At 66.0% G+C, this 19,613-nt stretch carries 15 protein-coding genes and 1 pseudogene; 11 read left to right on the top strand and 5 right to left on the bottom strand.

Annotation, left to right across the window (positions count from 1 at the left end):
- The first annotated feature begins 13 nt into the window (after nucleotides 1-13).
- The 4 genes from NOX35_RS24410 to NOX35_RS24425 are packed head-to-tail and all read left to right on the top strand — an operon-like array spanning nucleotide 14 to nucleotide 5,343.
- Entirely contained in the window at nucleotides 14-1,555 is a 1,542-nt protein-coding gene (locus NOX35_RS24410; RefSeq protein WP_256495034.1) for an FGGY family carbohydrate kinase, read from the top strand.
- The gene (locus NOX35_RS24415; protein ID WP_256495035.1) at nucleotides 1,552-3,234 is read left to right on the top strand and encodes a glycerol-3-phosphate dehydrogenase/oxidase; all 1,683 of its coding nucleotides are present in this window, start codon (nucleotides 1,552-1,554) and stop codon (nucleotides 3,232-3,234) included. Before NOX35_RS24410 ends, NOX35_RS24415 begins: the two co-directional genes overlap by 4 nt.
- Nucleotides 3,228-4,775, top strand: coding sequence for an FAD-binding oxidoreductase (locus NOX35_RS24420; RefSeq protein WP_256495036.1), 1,548 nt, complete (start codon nucleotides 3,228-3,230; stop codon nucleotides 4,773-4,775). Before NOX35_RS24415 ends, NOX35_RS24420 begins: the two co-directional genes overlap by 7 nt.
- A gap of 1 nt (nucleotide 4,776) precedes the next feature.
- The gene (locus tag NOX35_RS24425; protein ID WP_034390045.1) at nucleotides 4,777-5,343 is read left to right on the top strand and encodes a glycerol-3-phosphate responsive antiterminator; all 567 of its coding nucleotides are present in this window, start codon (nucleotides 4,777-4,779) and stop codon (nucleotides 5,341-5,343) included.
- 16 nt (nucleotides 5,344-5,359) lie between these two features.
- On the opposite strand, the pseudogene NOX35_RS24430 reads toward NOX35_RS24425, so the two are convergent.
- From NOX35_RS24430 to NOX35_RS24440, 3 genes and pseudogenes are all read right to left on the bottom strand, one after another.
- A pseudogene (locus NOX35_RS24430) lies at nucleotides 5,360-5,557 on the bottom strand (DUF1016 domain-containing protein); the annotation flags it as partial.
- A gap of 107 nt (nucleotides 5,558-5,664) precedes the next feature.
- Nucleotides 5,665-5,997, bottom strand: coding sequence for a hypothetical protein (locus NOX35_RS24435; RefSeq protein ID WP_256495037.1), 333 nt, complete (start codon nucleotides 5,995-5,997; stop codon nucleotides 5,665-5,667).
- A 305-nt stretch (nucleotides 5,998-6,302) separates the two neighbouring features.
- Nucleotides 6,303-7,412 (bottom strand): AbrB family transcriptional regulator, encoded by a 1,110-nt coding sequence (locus NOX35_RS24440; protein WP_256495038.1) that lies wholly within the window; start codon nucleotides 7,410-7,412, stop codon nucleotides 6,303-6,305.
- Between the two features lie 148 nt (nucleotides 7,413-7,560).
- Here NOX35_RS24440 and NOX35_RS24445 point away from each other — a divergent pair, with 148 nt between their 5' ends.
- Nucleotides 7,561-8,475 carry a ChaN family lipoprotein gene (locus NOX35_RS24445; RefSeq protein ID WP_182284798.1) on the top strand — a complete coding sequence of 305 codons (915 nt, stop codon included), beginning with the start codon at nucleotides 7,561-7,563 and terminating at the stop codon, nucleotides 8,473-8,475.
- 5 nt (nucleotides 8,476-8,480) lie between these two features.
- On the opposite strand, the gene NOX35_RS24450 is transcribed toward NOX35_RS24445, so the two are convergent.
- Nucleotides 8,481-8,804, bottom strand: coding sequence for a hypothetical protein (locus NOX35_RS24450; protein WP_256495040.1), 324 nt, complete (start codon nucleotides 8,802-8,804; stop codon nucleotides 8,481-8,483).
- A 7-nt stretch (nucleotides 8,805-8,811) separates the two neighbouring features.
- Nucleotides 8,812-11,511, bottom strand: a complete 2,700-nt coding sequence (locus tag NOX35_RS24455) for an EAL domain-containing protein (RefSeq protein WP_256495042.1) — start codon at nucleotides 11,509-11,511, stop codon at nucleotides 8,812-8,814.
- Nucleotides 11,512-11,562: 51 nt separating this feature from the next.
- Here NOX35_RS24455 and purU point away from each other — a divergent pair, with 51 nt between their 5' ends.
- The 6 genes from purU (at nucleotide 11,563) to NOX35_RS24485 (ending at nucleotide 19,609) form a co-directional block, all read left to right on the top strand.
- A complete protein-coding gene (gene purU, locus NOX35_RS24460; RefSeq protein ID WP_256495043.1) occupies nucleotides 11,563-12,411 on the top strand; it encodes a formyltetrahydrofolate deformylase in 849 nt (282 codons plus the stop codon).
- A 24-nt stretch (nucleotides 12,412-12,435) separates the two neighbouring features.
- Nucleotides 12,436-13,338, top strand: a complete 903-nt coding sequence (locus tag NOX35_RS24465; protein WP_182284801.1) for a LysR substrate-binding domain-containing protein — start codon at nucleotides 12,436-12,438, stop codon at nucleotides 13,336-13,338.
- Nucleotides 13,339-13,448: 110 nt separating this feature from the next.
- Nucleotides 13,449-15,368, top strand: a complete 1,920-nt coding sequence (locus tag NOX35_RS24470) for a UvrD-helicase domain-containing protein (RefSeq protein WP_256495044.1) — start codon at nucleotides 13,449-13,451, stop codon at nucleotides 15,366-15,368.
- Between the two features lie 156 nt (nucleotides 15,369-15,524).
- Complete coding sequence (locus tag NOX35_RS24475; protein WP_182284803.1) at nucleotides 15,525-16,646, top strand: ABC transporter substrate-binding protein; 1,122 nt, start codon at nucleotides 15,525-15,527, stop codon at nucleotides 16,644-16,646.
- 138 nt (nucleotides 16,647-16,784) lie between these two features.
- Nucleotides 16,785-18,332, top strand: coding sequence for an FAD-linked oxidase C-terminal domain-containing protein (locus NOX35_RS24480; RefSeq protein WP_256495045.1), 1,548 nt, complete (start codon nucleotides 16,785-16,787; stop codon nucleotides 18,330-18,332).
- Between the two features lie 14 nt (nucleotides 18,333-18,346).
- A complete protein-coding gene (locus NOX35_RS24485) occupies nucleotides 18,347-19,609 on the top strand; it encodes a sorbosone dehydrogenase family protein (RefSeq protein WP_256495046.1) in 1,263 nt (420 codons plus the stop codon).
- Nucleotides 19,610-19,613: the final 4 nt, after the last annotated feature.

Consider the following 19,613-nt stretch of genomic DNA (forward strand, 5'->3'; position numbering starts at 1 on the left):
AAGAGAGCACTCCATGCACCATGAAGCCGTGATCCTCTGCATCGACGAAGGCACCTCGGGCACGCGCGCCGCCGTCGTGGGGCGCGACGGGCAGGTGTCCGCCCAGGACTATCTGCCGCTGGAAATCCACTGCCCGCGCCCCGGCGTGGTCGAACAGGACGCCGACCTGCTGCTGGAGCGCACGCTGGACGTGTGCCGCCGCGCCATCGCCCGCGCCCAGAGCAGCGGCCAGCAGATCGTGGCTCTGGCCATTGCCAACCAGCGCTGCTCGGCCGTGCTCTGGGATACGGCCACGGGCCGTTCGCTGGCGCCCATCATGGTCTGGCAGGATGCGCGCCACCGCGACGAACTGGCCCTGCTGGCCGGCGACTGGGATGCCCGGCTGATCCGCCACGCGGGCCGGCCCGTGGGCGTGCGTTCGCCCTACCTGTGGGCCGCGCACAAGCTGCGCGAATGCCCGGCCGTGGCCCAGGCCTGGCGCCAGCGGCGGCTGGCCTTCGGCACCATCGACTCCTGGCTGCTGTGGCATCTGTCGGATGCGCGCGCCGTGGTCACCACGCCCACCAATGTGACCTCGGGCAACGCCTATGCGCTGGGCGAGCACCGCTACCTGCACGACTGGCTGGACGCGCTGGAGTTTCCCGCCGAACTGCTGCCCCGCCTGTGCGAGGACGTGCAGGACTTCGGCCGCACGCGCACCGAGCTCCTGGGCCTGGCCGTGCCCATCCTGGCCTGCGCGGGCGACCAGCATGCGGCGGCCGTGGGCCTGGGCTGCCTGGAGCGCGGCCAGGCGCTGTGCGTGCATGGCACGGGCAGCTTCGTTGATGTGCTCACGGGAACAAAGCTGCCCGCGCATGACGCGGCCCATGAAAGCTCGCTGACCATGACGGCGCGGCGCATGGGCGGTGTCTCGCGCTATGCCATCGAGACCTATGTGCCCACCACGGGCTCGGCGCTCAACTGGATCTGCGAGAAGCTGCAGTGGTTCGACAACCCGCAGCAGATCAGCACCCTGGCCCGCGAGGCCGAGACGCCGGCCGACCTGGTCTTCATCCCCGCGCTCACCGGCCTGCGCCTGCCGGCCATGGAGCCGGGCGCGCGGGCCTCGATCTCGGGCGTGTCCATGGCCACCTCGCGGCCGCAGCTGGCGCGCTCCATCCTCGAAGGCATTGCGCATTCCGTGGCCTCCTGCGTGCAGGCCGACGAGGCGGCAGCAGGCACCGAGGTGGGCGAGCTGCTGGTGGGCGGCGGCCTGTCGGGCAGCGATGCCCTGCTGCAGATCCAGGCCGACCTGGGCGGCCTGCCCGTGCGACGCCTGACCGATACCGACAAGGCCAGCCTGCGCGGCATCGCCTTCATGGCCGGCAGCGCGGGCCTGCTGTGGGACGGGCTGCCGCAGGCCTGCGCCACGCTGCGCACCGAAGCGGTCTTCGAACCGCGCATGGCGGTCGACGAGCGAAGCGAGCGCCGCAGCATCTGGCGCGCCCGCGTGGGCGACGAACTGGCCCGCGCCCGGGCGCCCGGGCGCGCCGCCGCCCTGGAGGGCCGCGCATGATGCAGTGGCCCTTCGGCAAGGAACGCAGGGACAGCGCCATGCTGACCCAGACCGCACCGCTGCAGCTGCAGCGCGCGGACCAGCTCGCGCGGCTGGGCGACGAGGCATTCGACCTGCTGGTCATCGGCGGCGGCATCACCGGCGCCTATGCCGCGCTGGACGCCAGCCTGCGCGGCCTGCGCGTGGCCCTGGTGGAGAAGGACGACTTCGCCTCGGGCACCTCGTCCAAGTCCTCCAAGATGGTCCATGGCGGCCTGCGCTACATCGAGCAGGGCAACCTGGGACTGGTGCGGCACTCGCTGCTGGAGCGCCAGCGCCTGCGCCGCAATGCGCGGCACCTGGTGCAGCGCCTGCCCTTCCTGTTTCCCGTGATGGAGCGCGACGGCGTCTTCGACGCCCGCCTGGCCAAGGCCTTCGGCAGCCTGCTGTGGACCTATGACCTGGCCGGCGGCTGGCGCGAAGGCATCCTGCACCGCAAGCTCGGCAAGGCCGAGGTGCTGTCGCACTGTCCGACCTTCCGCGAAGAGCAGCTCCTGGGTGGCTACATGTACTTCGATGCGCGCGTGGACGATGCGCGGCTCACGCTGGCCGTGGCGCGCACGGCGGCCTTCCATGGCGCGGCCGTGCTCAACCATGCCCGGGCCACCGCCATCACGCGCAACGCCCACGGCGGCGTGGACGGCGCCATCGTCCAGGCCGATGGCCGCGAGATCACGGTGCGCGCGCGCAGCGTGGTCATGGCCACGGGCGTCTGGCTGCGCGACTGGGATGGCCGCAGGCCCGACCAGCAGGCGCAGCTGCACGTGCGCCCCGCCAAGGGCGTACACGTGGCCATTCCCTGGCTGCGCATACGCAACGACTGCACCGTCACCATCCCCGTGCCGGGCCGCAGCCGGCGCGCCACCATCACGCGCTGGGGCGATGTCTCCTACCTGGGCACCACCGACGAGGACTATGCGGGCAGCCTGGACGACGTGCACTGCACGCGCGCCGAGCTGGACTTCCTGCTCGAAGGCGCCCGATCGGCGCTCAAGGTGGACCTGTCGCCCGAGGACGTGGTCGGCTCCATCGCCGGCTGCCGCCCCCTGGTCGGCCCGCCCGGCGGCAAGACCGTGGAGATGAAGCGCAACCACGAAATCCATGTGGCGACCGACGGCCTGGTCACCATCGTCGGCGGCAAGCTCACCACCTCGCGCCATATGGCCGAGCAGACCGTGGACGCCGTGGAAAAGCTGCTGGGCCGGCGCACGCGCTGCACCACCACCTCGGCCTTCCTGCTGGGCGCGGCCGGCTACGACGCCCAGGCCATCACGGCCACGGGCGGACTGTCGGCCCATCTGGGCGAGCGCTACGGCACGGAGGCGCGCTTCGTCAGCGACATCCTCGACGCGCATCCCGCGCTGGCCCGGCCCATCGTCGAGGGACTGCCCCACACCGAGGCCGAAGTCCTCTACGCCGCGCGCCACGAAATGGCGCGCACGGTGGAAGACGTGCTCTCGCGCCGCATGCGCGCACGCCTCATGGCGCGCGATGCATCGGCCCGCGCCGCAGCGCGCGTGGGCGACATCCTGGCCCAGGAACTGGGGCTGGCACCTGCGCAGATAGCGCAGCAGATCCACGACTACCGCCGCGCCATGGAGCGCGAGAAACAGATTTTGATGGGAGACATCCAATGCTGAGCAAAGACGCAATCGCCCGTGGCTACAACCGCCGCAACTACGTGGTGGGCGCCCCCACGACCCCAGGCTGGGCAGCGCAGGCCGCACCCGCATCCGAAGGTGCGGCCACTGGCAGCCCCTGCGGCCTGCAGCACAAGCCAGTGGCCGTGCCCGAGGCGGTGCTCGCCGCACTGCGCGCCGCCTGTGACCGCGTGCAGACCGAGCGCGCCGACATCGTCGCCGGCACGCGCGACTGGTGGGCACGCACCATGGTGGCCGAAACCTCGGGCCACCCGGCCACGCCGCAGGCCGTCATCGCCCATGCATCCACCGTGGAGCAGGTGCAGGCCGTGATGCGCATTGCCGATGCACATGCCATTCCCGTCACCGTCTCGGCCGGGCGCAGCAACGTCACGGGCGCGGCCCTGCCCCTGCGCGGCGGCATCGTGCTGGACCTGTGCGCGCTCAACCGCTTCATCGCGATGGACGAGCAAAGCCAGATCGTCGAGGTCGAGGCCGGCATGTTCGGCGACGTGTTCGAGGAAGCCATCCAGCGCCGCCACGGCATGACCATGGGCCACTGGCCCTCGTCCTTCGGCATCAGCACCGTGGGTGGCTGGGTGGCCTGCCGGGGCGCAGGCCAGTTGTCCACGCGCTACGGAAAGATCGAGGACATGGTCCACGGCATGGACGTGGTGCTGGCCGATGGCCGCCTCGTCACCGTGGGCGGCTACGCGCGCGCGGCCATCGGGCCGGACCTGCAGCAGCTGTTCATCGGCTCGGAAGGCACGCTGGGCGTGATCGTGCGCATCCGCTTCAAGCTGCACCGCCTGCCCGACCACGGCCGCGCCATCGCCTATGGCTTTGCCAGCTTTGCCCAGGGCCTGGAAGCCTGCCGCCAGATCCTGCAGCAAGGCGCCAACCCCGCCGCGCTGCGGCTGTATGACGCGCTGGAAAGCGGCGTGCAATTCGGCCGCAGCGACCTCAACGTGCTGCTGATCGCCGACGAAGGCGCGCCCGAGATCGTCGATGCCGTCATGGCCATCTGCGAGCGTGTGTGTGCACCTTTGGGTGAACGGCTGGACGGTGCCGCCACCCTGGAGCGCTGGCTGGACACGCGCTACCTGACCGGCAAGAGCGCCGAGGGCTTCAAGAAAGGCCCGGGCTTCGTCGCCGACACTCTGGAGATGTGCGGCCCCTGGAAAGACCTGCCGGCCATCTACGAGGAAGTGGTCGCCGCGCTGCAGGCCATCCCCGGCACCCTGGCCGGCTCGGCCCACCAGTCGCATGCCTATGTGGATGGCGCCTGCCTGTACTTTTCGCTGCGCGGCGAGGTGGCCGTGGACCAGCGTGCCCATTGGTACCGCGCGGCCTGGGACGCGGCCAACGCCGTGCTGCTGCGCCACGGCGCCACGCTCAGCCACCACCACGGCGTGGGCCTGCTGCGCGCGCCCTACATGCGGCAATCGCTGGGACCGGCCTTTGCCCTGCTGGAGGCCACCAAGCGCATGCTGGACCCCAAGAACCTGCTCAACCCCGGCAAGCTGGGGCTGGACCTCTGACATGGGCCGCCCGGACAACTCCCTGGGTGCGCGGCTGGCGCGCCGCCCCGTCATCGCCACCCTTTACGGGGCCGAGCAGATGGACGCGCTGCTGGCCAGCCAGGCCGAAGTCGCCATCGTCGCCAACATCGAACTGCGCCGCCTGCGCTCGGTGATCTCCACCATCACCGGGGCGGGCAAGATCGCCATCGTCAACATCGACAGCTGCGACGGCATCTCGCCCGACAAGGGCGGCGTGGACTACCTCGTGGACCTGGGCGCCAGCAGCCTGCTGTCCACGCGCGTGGCCACCATCCAGCGCGCCAACAAGGCCGGGCTGCTGACCATGCAGAAGGTCTTCGTCACCGACCGCTCCACCTGGCCGCGCAGCATCAAGGCGGTGGAGCAGAGCGACCCCAACCTCGTGCAGATCATGCCCGCCCCCATGCTGGCCCATATCACCGAGGCCGAGCGCCGCATCCTGCCGCCGCTCGTGGCCTCTGGCTTCGTCTGCAGCCAGGACCAGGTGCAGCAGGCGCTGGCCGGTGGGGCGATTGCGGTATCTACCAGCGACAGTGGGCTGTGGTGAGGAGCGGCTGCCAGGGTCATGGTTGGCCAGCATCCGTGTGGAGCACTCGCCGAGACTCCTGCCTGCGTCGAGTGCTCTCCAGCTCTTTTTGAAGCAACTCGGCATCCGGCAATACCATCCGGTAGTTGGCCGCCATCGCCTTGGTCGACAAGCCATCCAGCGCATACCGCGCCAAGGCATGGCCCTTGTCGGCGCACAGGATCAGGCCGACCGGCGCGGCGGCAGATTTGCCCGCTGCCGCAGGTGTCCTCCTTGTCATTGCGTCACCTTCACGGCACAGGACAACCGGAGGGTTGCCTTCCGACAGCCCGGCCCTGCGCCTCAGCTCCCTCGCCGGCTCCGCATCTTCACGCGCTCCACCAGATCCTTGAGCAGATCGAAGTGCAGACGCATGTGCTTGAGCGAGTGGCGGTAGCGTGAGCGAGGCAGCTTGAAGGCCTTGTCGGCAAGCTGAATGGCGCTGGCCGCCATGTGCCATTGCTGCTCGAATGCCGCATGGTCCTGCGGCGGATCGGCCTGCATGCGCCGAATGTGTGCCAACGCAAGTTCCACCGCGCATGCCACTTCGAACTGGCGCGCATTGCGTCCCCGCTTATCGTGGCAGGCCAGGGGAAAGCGCCGCCAGCGTGCTCTCCGCCATGGACAGCGAGACATGCATGGCCTATTGCCAAGTTGGCCAGGTGGGGGATGGGGTGGCCTTCTCTGTTTCTGGGCAAGGCAGCGCATGCGCTGCCACGCGGGCAGCGTTTTTGGAGGAGGTCATGGGTCAGCCCTCCCGTTGGTGGAGAGGGCTGATGGAGACAGGCTCGGCATGATGGCCGGCCAGGGAGACGGAAGACATGGTCTTGATTCCTGCGTGAACAAGACCCCGATTGACGGTGGGGGCTGCAACGCCGGTTCAGGTGTTTCTACGCACCGGGCCTTTCGGCTTGCCGCCAAGTGTAGCGATACAAGCTGCTCTACTGCACCGTCCGGCCCGGCAGGCGCCCGCGCGCCTCCACCCAGCGGAACAGCGGCGCCACCAGCAGCAGCACGGCAATCAGCCGGCAGACCTGGAAGGCCGTGACCACGGGCACGCCCAGCTGCAGCACCTTGGCGGTGATGGCCATCTCGGTGATGCCGCCCGGCGAGGTGCCCAGCAGCAAGGTTACCCAGGGCAGGCCTGTGGCAGCGTGCAGCAGCCAGGCGAAGCCCGCGCAAACCGCCATCAGCCCCACGGTACCCAGCGCCACCATGCCCAGCCAGCGCGGAGCGGTGTGCAGGAACTCACGTCGAAAGCGCACTCCCAGGCTTACGCCGATCACCAACTGGGCGGCATTCATCAGCCATTGCGGCACGGCAGACAGCTCCAGGCCGGCCATGGTCAAGCCCATGGATACGGCCAGCGCACCCAGAAACCAGGGATTGGCACGCCTGAGCCTGAGCATCAGCAATGCCCCGGCGCCAGTGGCCAGCGCCAGCCAGGCAAAGCCCGGCCATTGCACATTGCGCACGCTGGGCAGCGTCAGGCCGGGGTCGCCCTGCAGCCCCGCCCATTGCAGGGCAAAAGGAATGCTCACCGTGACTATCACCAGCCGCAGGCTGTGCGCCGCAGCCACCAGATCGGTGCGCGCATGCTCGCGCTCGGCCAGCAGCGTCATCTCCGAAGCCGCACCTATCGCCCCCGAGAAATAGGTCGTGGCGCGCAAGCGCTCTTCGTCCATGCCCGGTTGCCCCAGCATGGAGGGGGCCTGCACGCGATACAGCCAGCGCCCGAAGGCCCAGCCCAGCAACAGGGCCCAGGCAATGGCCAGCGCAATCGCCCACCACAGACCGGCGACCAGCTCGGTCACCGCAGGCGTGAAATACAGGCCCAGAGCGCCGCCTATCGTCCACTGCCCCAGATCGCGCAGCCTGGCCCAGCTTTGGGTGGGCGCCCCGCCTATCGATAGCAGGGAGATGGAAATCAGCGGACCCAGCATCCACGGCAGCGGCGTATGCAGCACCAGACAGAGCTGGGCTGCCAGCCATGCCAGCAGCAAAGTAGCGGCCACACGGGCCAGAAACAAGGGGGGAAGCAATACGGACATGTGCACGGGAATCCGGCAAGGCACGACAATGGACGCGCGACAGGGGCAATGCCCCGCAGTATCGCGGCAAAACTCGGTGGGCAAAGCCGGTGGGAAATCTACAGCTACGAAGCCATGCCCCGTCTTTCAAGATTGGACTGCTCAAACCATGTGGACTGCATCTCAGGCATCTATGCGCCTGAAGCCTCATTCTTCGCGCCCCGCGCTTTCTTTTCTGGCCACGGCAGCCGCATTGCTGCTCGGCGGCTGCGCCCATCAGACCAGCACGCTAACCTCCAGTGCAGACTGGCAGCAGACGCTGGCGCAATGGACCGATGCCCAGGTCATCGCTCTTGGCGAGCAGCATGACCAGATTGCCCATCATCAGTGGGAAGCACAAACCGTGCAGCTGCTGGCGGCTGGGCAGCGCCTGGGCGCGCTGGTGATCGAGATGGCACCGGCCGGGGGCAGCACGGCCAGCCTGGCCACCACAGCGACCGAAGAGCAGGTGCAGCAGTCACTGCAATGGCAAAGCGGCGCTGCTGGCGGTGGCTGGCCCTGGCAGGACTATGGCCCCATGGTGATGAACGCCGTGCGCGCCGGTGTACCCGTACTGGGCGGCAATCTGCCGCGCGCGCAGATGAAGCAGACCATGGGCCAGTCCCGCTATGACAACCACCTGCCAGTCCCGGGCTGGCAGTTGCAGCTGGACGCCATCAAGGATGGACATTGCGGCCTGCTGCCCGAGTCCCAGTTCGCCCCCATGGCCCGCATCCAGCTGGCCCGCGATGAATCCATGGCCAAGGTCACGGCCACCGCCGTGCAGCAATTGAGCCGGCCCGGCCAGTCCGTGCTGCTGGTTGCGGGACGCAGCCATGTGCGCAGTGATATCGGCGTGCCCACCTGGCTGCCCAAGGATTTGAGGCAGAAAGTGGCGATAGCCCAATCGGATAAAGCGCCAACAGCTATCAGTATGAAAGCAGACAAGCTGCTGACACTGGCGGGCAATGCCTCACAGGACCAATGCGCCCAGTTGCGCGAGCAGTGGAAAGGCCGCCCAGCCCCCCAGACACGGGCCAACTGATCTGCTCAGTCCAGCAGCCCCTTGTTCCTGAGGGCCTGCTCCAGCAACCGCGCCAGCCGCTCATCCGGCAACTGGGCGGTGTAGTTCAGCGTGTGAAACCAGGGGTTGGGGTGCACGGTCTCGAAGTCGCAATCCAGCATGAGGCGATAGCCACTGCGGGAAGGTGGGTGGTCCGTCAGGTATTCAGCCAGCCAGTCCTGCAGCCAATCGCCGCAGTCATCGAAGTTGTCGCAACCGAACACGGCCTCCACCAGCCTCAGCGGCAATTTGAAAGTAAAGCTCTGGGCCGGGTGATAAGGCTGGCAGGGCGGGCACATGGCTGAGTTCATCAAGCTGTCACGCCGCTCTGCACATCGACCAGGGGCTGGCCGGCGCCTGCTTTTCCAGCAGCCGCGCAAAGTCCTCCGCCGGCAAGGGGCGGCTGCAGAAATAGCCCTGGAAGAAGTCACAGCCCTTGTCTTGCAGAAAAGACAGCTGCTCCTGCGTTTCCACGCCTTCGGCCAGTACCTTCAGGCCCATGGCATGACCCAGGGCAATGACCGAGCTGCTGATGGTCATATCGTCCGCGCTGTGCGGAATGTCACGGATAAAGCCCTGGTCGATCTTGAGCAGATCGAGCGGGAAGCGCTTGAGGTGCGCCAGCGACGAATAACCGGTGCCAAAGTCATCAATGGCCAGACGCAGGCCCAGCTCGCGCAGGCGGTTGAGCACGGCCAGCGCCTCTTCGGGCTTTTCGGCCAGTGCACTTTCGGTGATTTCCAGCTCCAGCAGGCTGGCCGGAAAACCCGACTTGTTGAGCGCATCGGCCGTAGCCCCGGCAATATCGGTCAGCAAAAACTGGTGCAGCGAGACATTGACTGCAATCGTCAGATCGGGCAGACCGGCAGCACGCCATTGCTGACCCTGACGACAGGCCTCACCCAGCACCCACAGACCCAGCTGGCCGATGACGCCCGAGTTTTCCGCCACGGGAATGAAACGGGCCGGCGAGATCAGGCCTTCCTCTGGGTCCAGCCAGCGCAACAGGGCTTCAGCCCCCATCAGGCGCCCCGTCGCCAGCTCAATCTGTGGCTGGTAATACAGACGCATATGGCCCAGCTCCAGCGCACGGCGCAGGCGCGCCTCCAGCGCCAGGCGCTCGCGGGCGGCCTGGGTCATGTTCTCATGGAAGAAGCACCAGGCATTGGAGCCTCTGGCCTTGGCTCCATACACCGCTGCATGGGCGCCCTGCAGCAGATCGTCGGCTGTCAATGCATGGTCGGGATACAGACAGATGCCTGCGCTGACGCTGACCACCACCGACAGGCCATCTGGCGTGGTCCAGGGCTGGCCGGCTGCTGCCATCAAGCGCTCGGCCACGTCCACCGCGCTGTCGCGACCGCAAATGGATTGCGCCACCACGCAGATTTCATCGCCCGCCAGGCGGCCAATGATGTCGCCGTGCCGCAAAGCACCCTGCATCTGCACAGACACATGCCTGAGCACCTCGTCGCCGATGGAGTGGCCATAGCTGTCGTTCACGTCCTTGAAGCGGTCGATATTGAACAGCAGCACGGCCATGCGACGGTTGGTGCTCCGACTCAATTCCACCGCCTCGCTCAGCATGCGCGTGAATTGAGAGCGGTTGGGCAGACCGGTCAAGGTGTCGCGATGGGCCAGAAACTCCAGTTGCTGCTCGCGCGCCTTCTCGGCCGAGATATCGGTGAACATGCAGACGTAATGCGTCACCTTGTCGTTGGCATCCTTGACCGCACTCAGCGACATGCGCTCGGGAAAAACCTCTCCATTCTTGCGCCGATTCCAAATTTCGCCCTGCCAGTGCCCTGTGGCATGCATGCTGGCCCACATGGCGTCATAGAAGGCCTTGTCATGTCGGCCGGACTTGAACATGCGCGGCGTCTTGCCCAACATTTCCGCTTCGCTGAAGCCCAGCAGCTTCGTGAACGCGTGGTTGACCGAGAGAATTCGGCTGTGTGCATCGGTCACCACCACACCTTCGATGGTGTTGTCCACCACCGTGGAAGCCAGGCGGCTGCGCTCATCGGCCTCGCGACTCGCAGTCTGGTCGGAGAGCAGACCCGAGATCCGTATCAGGCGTCCGCTCTCATCCTTGTAGGCCTGGCCGCGTGCGCGGAACCAGCGATACAGACCGTCAAAGCACAGCAGACGTGCCGTCAGCACCAGCATGCTGCCCTGCTCCAGTGCTTGCTCGGCCTGGGCGCGCGCACCTGCGGCATCTTCGGGGTGCAGGCGCTGTTGGAAATCGAACTCCCGGGCTAGATCCTGGCCCTGATAGCGCAGCAAGGCACTCATGCCCGTGGAGAAGTTCAGCCGCTGCTCGAGCGCGTCCCACTCCCACACGCCATTGCCGCTGCCCTCCAGCGCCAGGCGCAGCATGGTCTCGCTGCGCATCATGGCCTTGCGCGCACTCACCATCTCGCTGAGGTCCTGCAGCACGCAGACCAGGGCCACCGGCCCGTCCACACCCGAAGCCGCCACGCGGCTGGTGGTGCACAGCACGGGCGTAACCTTGCCGGTGCCGGCATTCACGCATTGGCGCAGCACCTGGAAGTAATCGGTGCTGCCGTCCAGCAGGCGCTGCAGCTGCAGAGCAACCTCGTCCTGGTCATTCACCGGCACCAGGACGCGAAAATCCTGACCGCGCAGCGACTCGACGCTGCAGCCCAGCCAACCCGCCAGCTTGGCATTAGCCCAGACAATCTCGGCACCGCCCACATGCACGCGAGCCATGCCGGCCGGTGCGTGGCGCACCACCAGCTCCAGCTCCTGCGCCGTCTCCCGGCCACGCTGGTCGGCGCGCGCCTTGCGCTGCATGAACCAAAGTGCAACCAGCGCTGTCGCCAGCAACCAAACAATGAACAGGCCTATCTGCCAACGCAGAGACTGTCGATTCAGCGATACATCAAAATAGCCGAGCACGCCCGCCTGCGCCCCCAACCAAAGCATCCCCACGCACAAATAGAGGGTGACAATCACCCAGGGTGTGAGCGCAGAATGCCCCTCCTCGCTTTTCATGAATTTCCTTTGTCCGCAGGGTCCTCGCCTTGCTGCGACAATTGCCGAGCTATGACCCAAGCCTATATTTTGACTTTATCCTGCCCAGACCGACTGGGCCTGGTGCATGCCGTTTCCGGATTCTTGCTTGAACAAGGCGGCAATATTGAAGAAGCAGCGCAGTACAACGACCCGGTAACCGGTCTGTTCTTCATGCGCGTGCAGTTTGCCTGCGATGGCAAAGACGCCGCCTCTCTAAAGGCATCCGTTGCCGAATTAGCTGATCAATATCAAATGCAGTGGAGTTTGCACTCCAAGTCCGAGCGCATCAAGACCGTCATCATGGTCAGCAAGGAAGGCCACTGCCTCAACGACCTGCTGTTCCGCTGGAAATCGGGCCTGCTGCCCATCGAGATCAAGGCCATCATCAGCAACCACCGCGAGTTCTATCAGCTGGCGGCCAGCTACAACATCCCCTTCCATCACATTCCCGTGACTGCCGCGACCAAGGCCCAGGCCGAAGAGCGCCAGTACGAGATCATCGAGGAGGAAGGCGCCGAGCTGGTGGTGCTGGCGCGCTACATGCAGGTGCTGTCCAACGACCTGTGCAAAAAGCTGGCCGGCCGCGCCATCAATATCCACCACAGCTTCCTGCCCAGCTTCAAGGGCGCCAAGCCCTACTACCAGGCGCATGACCGCGGCGTGAAGCTGATCGGTGCCACCGCCCACTATGTGACGGCCGACCTCGACGAAGGCCCGATCATAGAGCAGGACGTGGCACGCGCCGACCATACCGACACCGTGGAGGACCTGACGGCCCGTGGCCGCGACACCGAGAGCCAAGTTCTGGCCCGTGCCGTGAAGTGGCATAGCGAGCGCCGCGTCATTCTCAACGGTCACAAGACCGTGGTGTTCCGCTAAATCCCTGGGCTTGGGATTGATCATATGACCCGCAGCCCCGGCGCCTTGAACAGCATTACGGCCAGGCGGATTCCGCCGATACAGTGCCTGCTCACCTTCGAGGCTCTGGCGCGGCTGCGCTCGGTCACGTTGACGGCGGAGGAGCTGTGCGTCACGCCCAGCGCCGTCAGCCACAGGGTCAAGCAGCTGGAGCAGATTCTGGGAGCGCGCCTGTTCGGCCGCACGGATTTCTCGCTGACCACGGATGGCAGCTCCTATCTGGCCCATGTGCGTGAAGGCCTGGGCGCCTTGCAACGCTTTCCGGGAGCGTCAGCCTCGCCTGGGCGCAGGCGCCTGAAGCTGGCCGTCACCCCCACTTTTGCGCGCGTGATCCTGATCCCGCGCCTGCGCCAGTTCACCGAGGCCTATCCCGAGATCGACATTGCGCTGCAGGTGTCGATTCCGCTGCTGGATGTGATCGGCGAGGACGCCGACCTGATGGTGCGCTTCGGCGCCGGCCACTATGCCGATGTGGAGCATATCGAGCTGGCCCGCGACACGGTCACACCGCTGGCCTCGCCCAGCTTCATCCGCGAACATGGCCCGTTCGAGCGCCCTGAAGACCTGGAAGGCATGCCGCTGCTGCGCAGCCCGCTGGAGCCCTGGCGCACCTGGTTCGCCGCCACCGGCCTCGACATGGCCGAGCCCAACGAAGGCTCGCAGTTCAACGATATCGGCCTGATGTGCGATGCCGCGTCGGCCAGCATGGGCATAGCCCTGGTACGTCACAAGCTCGGCGCCCCCTGGCTGGAAAACGGAACGCTGGTACGCCTTTTCGATGTCGATGCACCCAGCCCGCACGCTCACTACCTGTGCTGGAAGACCGGCATCATGGACCGCTGGGAATGCGCTGCCTTCGCTGAGTGGCTGCGCAAGGCGATGGGCTGAGCTGCCCCCGCGGCTTCGCTGCGGCACAGCTCTTGCTCGCCGTCCCTGGCCCGGCGAGCAGTTCGTTACACGGGCTGCTCGATGGATAACGAAGATGGAGCACCCACGGCATGAACCTGCAGCCCAGGCTGTACCCCGGCCTTGACCAGAACCAGGCCCTCAACAGAGAAGCGTCCTCGCTGCTCATCCGCGCCCTGGCCGGCACGGGCAAGACGACCACGCTGGCCATCAAGGCCGCCGACCTGATCCGCACCCAGGGCGCACGCAACGTGCTGATGCTGGCCTACTCGGAGGCCGGCATCAAGGCCATTCAGGCGCGCCTGGACCGGCTCTCCGCCATGCCCCTCGAAGGCCTGCATCTGCTCACTCTGGAGCATTTTTGCGCCCGCCTGCTCGAAGAGCAGGGCGACCCTGTACCCATGCTCTCCTCCGGCCTGGAGAAGAATCTGCTCATCCAGCAGGCGCATGAAGCGCTGTCGCAAGAGGCCGAGCGGCATGCCGAGCTCGACATTCCCGAGCTGGCGGACTACTTCGCCCGGCCTCTGGACATCAGTGCCTTCCTCGCTTTCGAGGCCCAGGCCAAGCAGTGCATGCTGGAACTCGACATCGACGACAGCGGCCTCGGCGCGCTGGCATATTGCCGAGACAACGCCCTGGACTACGGCCTGTACCGGCTGCTGCGCAGCTATGAGCGGCTGCGCGCAGGCCCCACCCAGGAGCCACTGTTCTATGCACCCGGCGACTGCACCTATGCGCTGGCCTGCCAGCTGGCCGCACTGGACTACGATGCAGACTTCCCTTTGCTGCAGGGTCGCTTCGAAGCCGTGCTGTTCGACGAACTGCAGGACCTGGACGAGGCCGCGCTGCTGGTGCTGCGCCATCTGGCGCGCGGCAACGGGCGCTTCATCGGTGTCGGCGACTTCAACCAGCACATACTGCCTGGCGCCTCCTCCATCTTTGGCGACAGCGCCCAGCGCATACTGCAGGAGCTGCCCGCGGGCACCGGCCAGGCCACGCTCAACACGACCTATCGCTTCGGCCCCGTCATCTGCCAGGAACTGAACCGGCTCTTCGGCGTGGAGTTCGACGCACATTACCGCAACGCCTCGGCCTGGTTCGAACATCGCCATGGCGATGACGAGGACTGCGCCCGGCAATTGCTGGATATTCATGCCGCCGTGGCCCGTCAGCCCCGCAAACCGCAGGATCCGCCGGCCGTGTTGCGTGTCATCCTGCATTCGCCCGAAGATTCGGTACTGCTTGAATGGCTGTTCGCCCACGAGGGCGTGCACTATGCCTGCAAAGGCATGCAGCGCTTCTACCAGCGCCGCGAAATCGCCCTGGTGCTGGCCATGCTGTGGGCCATGCAGGGCTGCAGCGGCGGTGCGCTGCTCTCGCAAGGCATTCTGAGCAGCGCTGCCGAAGGTCTGATGCGCTATGTGCGCCATGCCAGCCCGCCCGACCGGGATCTGCTGGCCAACGGCCTGTTCGACATGACTGCACTGGGCGACGCCCCGCCGGAATCCGACACGCTGCGCATCGCCGCCGAACTCATGGGACAGCAAGCCGCCATGCGCCGCTTCCTCGCCGCCTACATCGCACCAGACTCCCCCTGTGCCCGGTTGCTGGCCCTGCCCGCCGACCAGTGCGCCGATGCGGGGCAGTTGCTCCGGCACCCTCTGTTACGGCAGTTCTTTGCCCAGGCCCCCATCAGCCAGGACGAACTGGGCCAGTGCCTGGCCAGCCTGCAAGCGCTGTCGCGCATCTGCGCCGGGCTTTCCGTCGATGAATTCCTGGGCCGCCTCAGCCTCATGGTCCAGTCGAGCATCGCGCAGCATCAGCGCCATGAAAAACCCAGCTTGCAACTGCTCACGGTAGAACGCAGCAAAGGCCATGAATACGAGTATGTAGCCGTGCCCTTTGTCAATTCCAGGCACTTCTCGCCCAATGCGAGCGACCCACAGCGCAACATGCTCTACGTCGCCATGACCCGTGCCAGCAAGCGCCTGTGGATACTGGAGAGCAGATGACGACGCAAGGCCATGGGACGATGCAGATCAAGCCCGTATCTCATAAGCGGGTCAAAACACCATAACGTCGCACCCAGCCGACATGGCCACAGTTGCCCTCTCCCACTCTTGTTGCAAGCCTCCCACCATGGGCTCACGACAACGAGGAGGAGACCCATGCAAACCCCATCGCGCTGCGCCTGGCTACTGGCCGTCGGCATCACCGCCAGCCTGACCCTGCATGCGCAGGAGAACAAGCTCACCATAGGCGCCAGCTTGCCGCTGTCAGGCCCGCAGGCCGAGGCCGGCAAGGAAGGGATGAGCATCATGCAGGCGCAGGTGGAGGCATTCAACAAGCAGGGAGGCCTGGGCGGCAAAGCTTTGACACTCAAGGTGCTGGACGATGGCTACGAGCCACAGCGCGCCGCCAGCAATGCACGCCAACTGGTCCAGGAAGGAGCCCTGGCCCTGCTCAACTGCTGGGGAACGGCCAGTTGCACAGCCATGCAACCCGAGGTACAGCAAGGCCAGACGGCCCTGGTGGGCGTGATTGCCGGAGCCGGCAGCATGCGCCAGCAACCGGGCCGTTTCATCTATCCGCTGCGCGCCAGCACCCAGGCTGAAATCGCGGCCATGCTGCAGCAGATGCAGACCATAGGTCTGCGGCGGATCGCCATCGTTCACCAGAACGACGGCTTCGGCAAAGACAGTCTGCAGATTGCCCTGGCCGCCTTTGCCGCCAAGGACCTCAAACCCGCCATCACGCTGGCCGTGGAAGCATCGGGTGCCAATACCCCTGACCTGGCCAGGCAACTGGCCGCCCTGCCCGATCTCCAGGGCGTCATCGTGCTGGCGGGTGCCCCTGCCAGCATAGGTCTGATCACCATGGCCAGACAGGCTCATGTCACGGCGCCTTTCTACAACCTGGCCGCCCAGGCCAACCGCGCCGTGGTGCAAGGGCTGGGCCCTTATACACGCGGCATTGCCTTCACCACCCTGGTGCCCAGTCCCTGGAAAGGCGCGGTTCCGGCCATCAAGGACTACCAGCAGCTTCTCGACCACGGCGGCATGCCGCCTGCCTCCTATCTGGGCCTGGAAGTCTTTCTCAATACCCGAACCCTGCTGGATGCGCTGCGTAAAGCTGCGCCCACAAGCAATCGAGCGGGCTTGCTGGCCGCCCTCGACGCCATGGGCGAGATTCGCTACGGCGCCATGCATCTGCGCTTCACACCGCCGCGCACCGGCTCCAGCTATGTGGGGCTGACCATGATTGATGCGAGCGGTCATTTCAGAGAATAAATCAACTTCAAGTCTTATTCATCAATCGTCAAAAGCTATCGTTTCAAGAGCAAATATCATCATCATCGCAAAGCATTTCAAGCAGCTTTGCAATAAAGCTCACACCAATGCGCGGGCGCATCCCCTACATTTGCAGGCATGACGTTCGCCAGCACTTTTACCGATCTCGTCGCCACCTCCAGCGCAGCGGCCAACGCCGCGCACCACCCGCCCGAGCAGTCCGAGCGTGCTCGGCGCCAGGCCGAGGTGGTGGAGGCCCTGCGCCCCCATGTGCCGGCGCATGCCCTGCTCTATCAGAGCGAAGACACCACACCCTATGAGTGCGACGGACTGACGGCCTACCGCCAGCGCCCTCTGCTGGTCTGCCTGCCCGAGACTTATGCACAGGTGCAGGCTGTGCTCAAGGCCTGCCACGCCATAGGAGCGCCCGTCATTGCACGTGGCGCGGGGACGGGGCTTTCGGGCGGTGCCATGCCTCACCCCATGGGCGTGACGCTGTCGCTGGCGAAATTCAACAAAATCCTCAAGGTCGACGCCTACAGCCGCACGGCCCTGGTTCAATGCGGCGTGCGCAACCTCGCCATCAGCGAAGCCGCTGCCCCCTACGGTCTGTACTATGCGCCCGACCCCAGCAGCCAGATCGCCTGCACCATCGGCGGCAACGTGGCCGAAAACTCGGGCGGCGTGCACTGCCTCAAGTACGGGCTCACGGTGCACAACGTGCTCAAAGTGAAAGGCTTCAGCATCGAAGGCGAGCCCGTCGAGTTCGGCTCGGATGCTCTCGACACCCCCGGTCTGGACCTGCTGGCCGTCATGATAGGCAGCGAAGGCATGCTGGCCGTGGTGACCGAGGTCACGGTCAAGCTCGTGCCCAAGCCCCAGCTGGCGCGCTGCATCATGGCCAGCTTCGACGATGTGCGCAAAGCGGGCGACGCGGTGGCTGCGGTGATCGCGGCCGGCATCATTCCGGCGGGTCTGGAAATGATGGACAAGCCCATGACGGCCGCCGTGGAGGACTTTGTGCGCGCCGGCTACGACCTCACGGCAGAAGCCATTTTGCTTTGCGAGAGTGACGGCACGCCCGAGGAGGTCGAGGAAGAAATCGCCCGCATGAGCGAAGTGCTGCGCCACGCCGGCGCCACGGCCATCACCGTCAGCGAAAGCGAGGAAGAGCGTCTGCGTTTCTGGAGCGGACGCAAGAACGCCTTTCCCGCCAGCGGCCGCATCAGCCCTGATTACATGTGCATGGACTCCACCATTCCGCGCAAGCGTCTGGCCGACATCCTGCTGGCAATTCAGGAGATGGAGAAGAAATACCAGTTGCGCTGCGCCAATGTATTCCATGCAGGAGACGGCAATCTGCACCCCTTGATCCTGTTCGATGCCAACAACCCCGACGAACTGCACCGCTGCGAGCTGTTCGGCGCCGACATTCTGGAAACCAGCGTTGCCATGGGCGGCACGGTGACGGGCGAGCATGGTGTGGGCGTGGAAAAGCTCAACAGCATGTGCACCCAGTTCACCACGGCCGAGAACGCCCAGATGTTCGCGCTCAAGGCGGCGTTTGACCCGCAATCGCTGCTCAACCCCGGCAAGGTGATTCCCACGCTCAACCGCTGCGCCGAGTACGGCAAGATGCTGGTGCGCGGCGGGCAGATTGCCCATCCCGATCTGCCGCGCTTTTAACCGCCAGCAGAGCCATGCAGCGCAAATACCGATTGATTCTGAGTCTGTCTGCGCTGTTGCTCATGGCTGCCAGCCCAGGTGCGCATGCGCGCGGCTATGTCTCCACCGGCAAATGCGGCATCTATCCGCGCCTGGCCATCACCACCCCCGCCGGCACCTGCGTGGGGTTGATTGCCGACGAGGCCCATGGCCTGCGCTTTCCGCGCCGCGTGCTGGAGATCGCACCGGGCCGCCTCTGGGTGCTGGACATGGGCAACTGGATGCCCCAGGTGGGCCAGCTGATCGAGCTGCGGCTGCCGCCTGACGCCGCCACAGCCGCCAATGCCAACACCACGGACAGGGCCGTCGAAGCCAGAGTGTTGCTGAGCAAGCTCAACTACCCTTCGGGCATGGTGCGCGGGCCGGACGGAAAAATCTATATCGGCGAGGCCGACAAAATCTGGCGTGCCGCCGTTCCCACGTTGGGCCAGCCGCCGCAGCCCGAGGTGCTGGCAGGCAATCTGCCCGCCGACGGTGCCCATATGCTCAAGGAGCTGAGCTTTGCGCCCGATGGCAGCCTGTACGTCAACATGGGCAGCTTCAGCGACAGCTGCCGTGGCGAGGATCAAAAGCAGCCCATGCCCTGCCCCGAACGCACGGGCGCCATGCCGCGCGCTGCCGTCTGGCGCATGGTGCTGCAGGCTGGCAAGCAGCCCGTCAAGGAATTCAAACCCTTTGCCAGCGGTCTGCGCAACTCCATGGCGCTGGCCGTGATGCCCGACGGCCCTGCGGCAGGCACCGTCTGGCAAGGCGAAAACAATATCGACTACCGCGACCCCAGGCAGCCGCCGGAGGAGCTCAACCTGCTGCACGCGGGTGCCGACTACGGTTGGCCTTACTGCATAGGCGCACGCCAAAACGCACAGGGCTATGAAAAGCGCTTTGACTGCAGCAAGACCGAGGCACCGCATATGCTGTGGCCCGCCCATGTGGCGCCGCTGCAGATGCTGGCCACGCCTGTGGGCAGCGCATTTGGCGGGCAATTGCTGGTGGCCTGGCACGGCCAACGCGCAGACGGTCAACGCCTCGTGGGCTTTGCGCGCGACGACAAGGGCCGGCCCTCTGGCAAACCCATTCAATGGCTGAGCAACTGGGACGCCAGGCCCGGACTGCGTCCCGGTGGCCGCCCCACGGGCATGGGCCTCGATCATGCGGGTCGCCTGCTGGTGGTCGAGGATTTCAACCGCAGCCTGCTGATGCTGATGAGTGAAGCGGGCACGGCGCCAAGACCCAGGTAAACAG

Origin of the sequence: Comamonas sp. C11, from assembly GCF_024496285.1 — a bacterium.
Taxonomy (GTDB): Bacteria; Pseudomonadota; Gammaproteobacteria; order Burkholderiales; family Burkholderiaceae_C; genus Comamonas; species Comamonas testosteroni_F.

Bases quoted from the DNA above. Each gene is read 5' to 3' on its own strand.
- NOX35_RS24410 (WP_256495034.1), top strand. From the start codon at position 14: ATGCACCATGAAGCCGTGATCCTCTGCATCGACGAAGGCACCTCGGGC.
- NOX35_RS24415 (WP_256495035.1), top strand. From the start codon at position 1,552: ATGATGCAGTGGCCCTTCGGCAAGGAACGCAGGGACAGCGCCATGCTG.
- NOX35_RS24420 (WP_256495036.1), top strand. From the start codon at position 3,228: ATGCTGAGCAAAGACGCAATCGCCCGTGGCTACAACCGCCGCAACTAC.
- NOX35_RS24425 (WP_034390045.1), top strand. From the start codon at position 4,777: ATGGGCCGCCCGGACAACTCCCTGGGTGCGCGGCTGGCGCGCCGCCCC.
- NOX35_RS24435 (WP_256495037.1), bottom strand. From the start codon at position 5,997: ATGTCTCGCTGTCCATGGCGGAGAGCACGCTGGCGGCGCTTTCCCCTG.
- NOX35_RS24440 (WP_256495038.1), bottom strand. From the start codon at position 7,412: ATGTCCGTATTGCTTCCCCCCTTGTTTCTGGCCCGTGTGGCCGCTACT.
- NOX35_RS24445 (WP_182284798.1), top strand. From the start codon at position 7,561: ATGTGGACTGCATCTCAGGCATCTATGCGCCTGAAGCCTCATTCTTCG.
- NOX35_RS24450 (WP_256495040.1), bottom strand. From the start codon at position 8,804: ATGAACTCAGCCATGTGCCCGCCCTGCCAGCCTTATCACCCGGCCCAG.
- NOX35_RS24455 (WP_256495042.1), bottom strand. From the start codon at position 11,511: ATGAAAAGCGAGGAGGGGCATTCTGCGCTCACACCCTGGGTGATTGTC.
- purU (WP_256495043.1), top strand. From the start codon at position 11,563: ATGACCCAAGCCTATATTTTGACTTTATCCTGCCCAGACCGACTGGGC.
- NOX35_RS24465 (WP_182284801.1), top strand. From the start codon at position 12,436: ATGACCCGCAGCCCCGGCGCCTTGAACAGCATTACGGCCAGGCGGATT.
- NOX35_RS24470 (WP_256495044.1), top strand. From the start codon at position 13,449: ATGAACCTGCAGCCCAGGCTGTACCCCGGCCTTGACCAGAACCAGGCC.
- NOX35_RS24475 (WP_182284803.1), top strand. From the start codon at position 15,525: ATGCAAACCCCATCGCGCTGCGCCTGGCTACTGGCCGTCGGCATCACC.
- NOX35_RS24480 (WP_256495045.1), top strand. From the start codon at position 16,785: ATGACGTTCGCCAGCACTTTTACCGATCTCGTCGCCACCTCCAGCGCA.
- NOX35_RS24485 (WP_256495046.1), top strand. From the start codon at position 18,347: ATGCAGCGCAAATACCGATTGATTCTGAGTCTGTCTGCGCTGTTGCTC.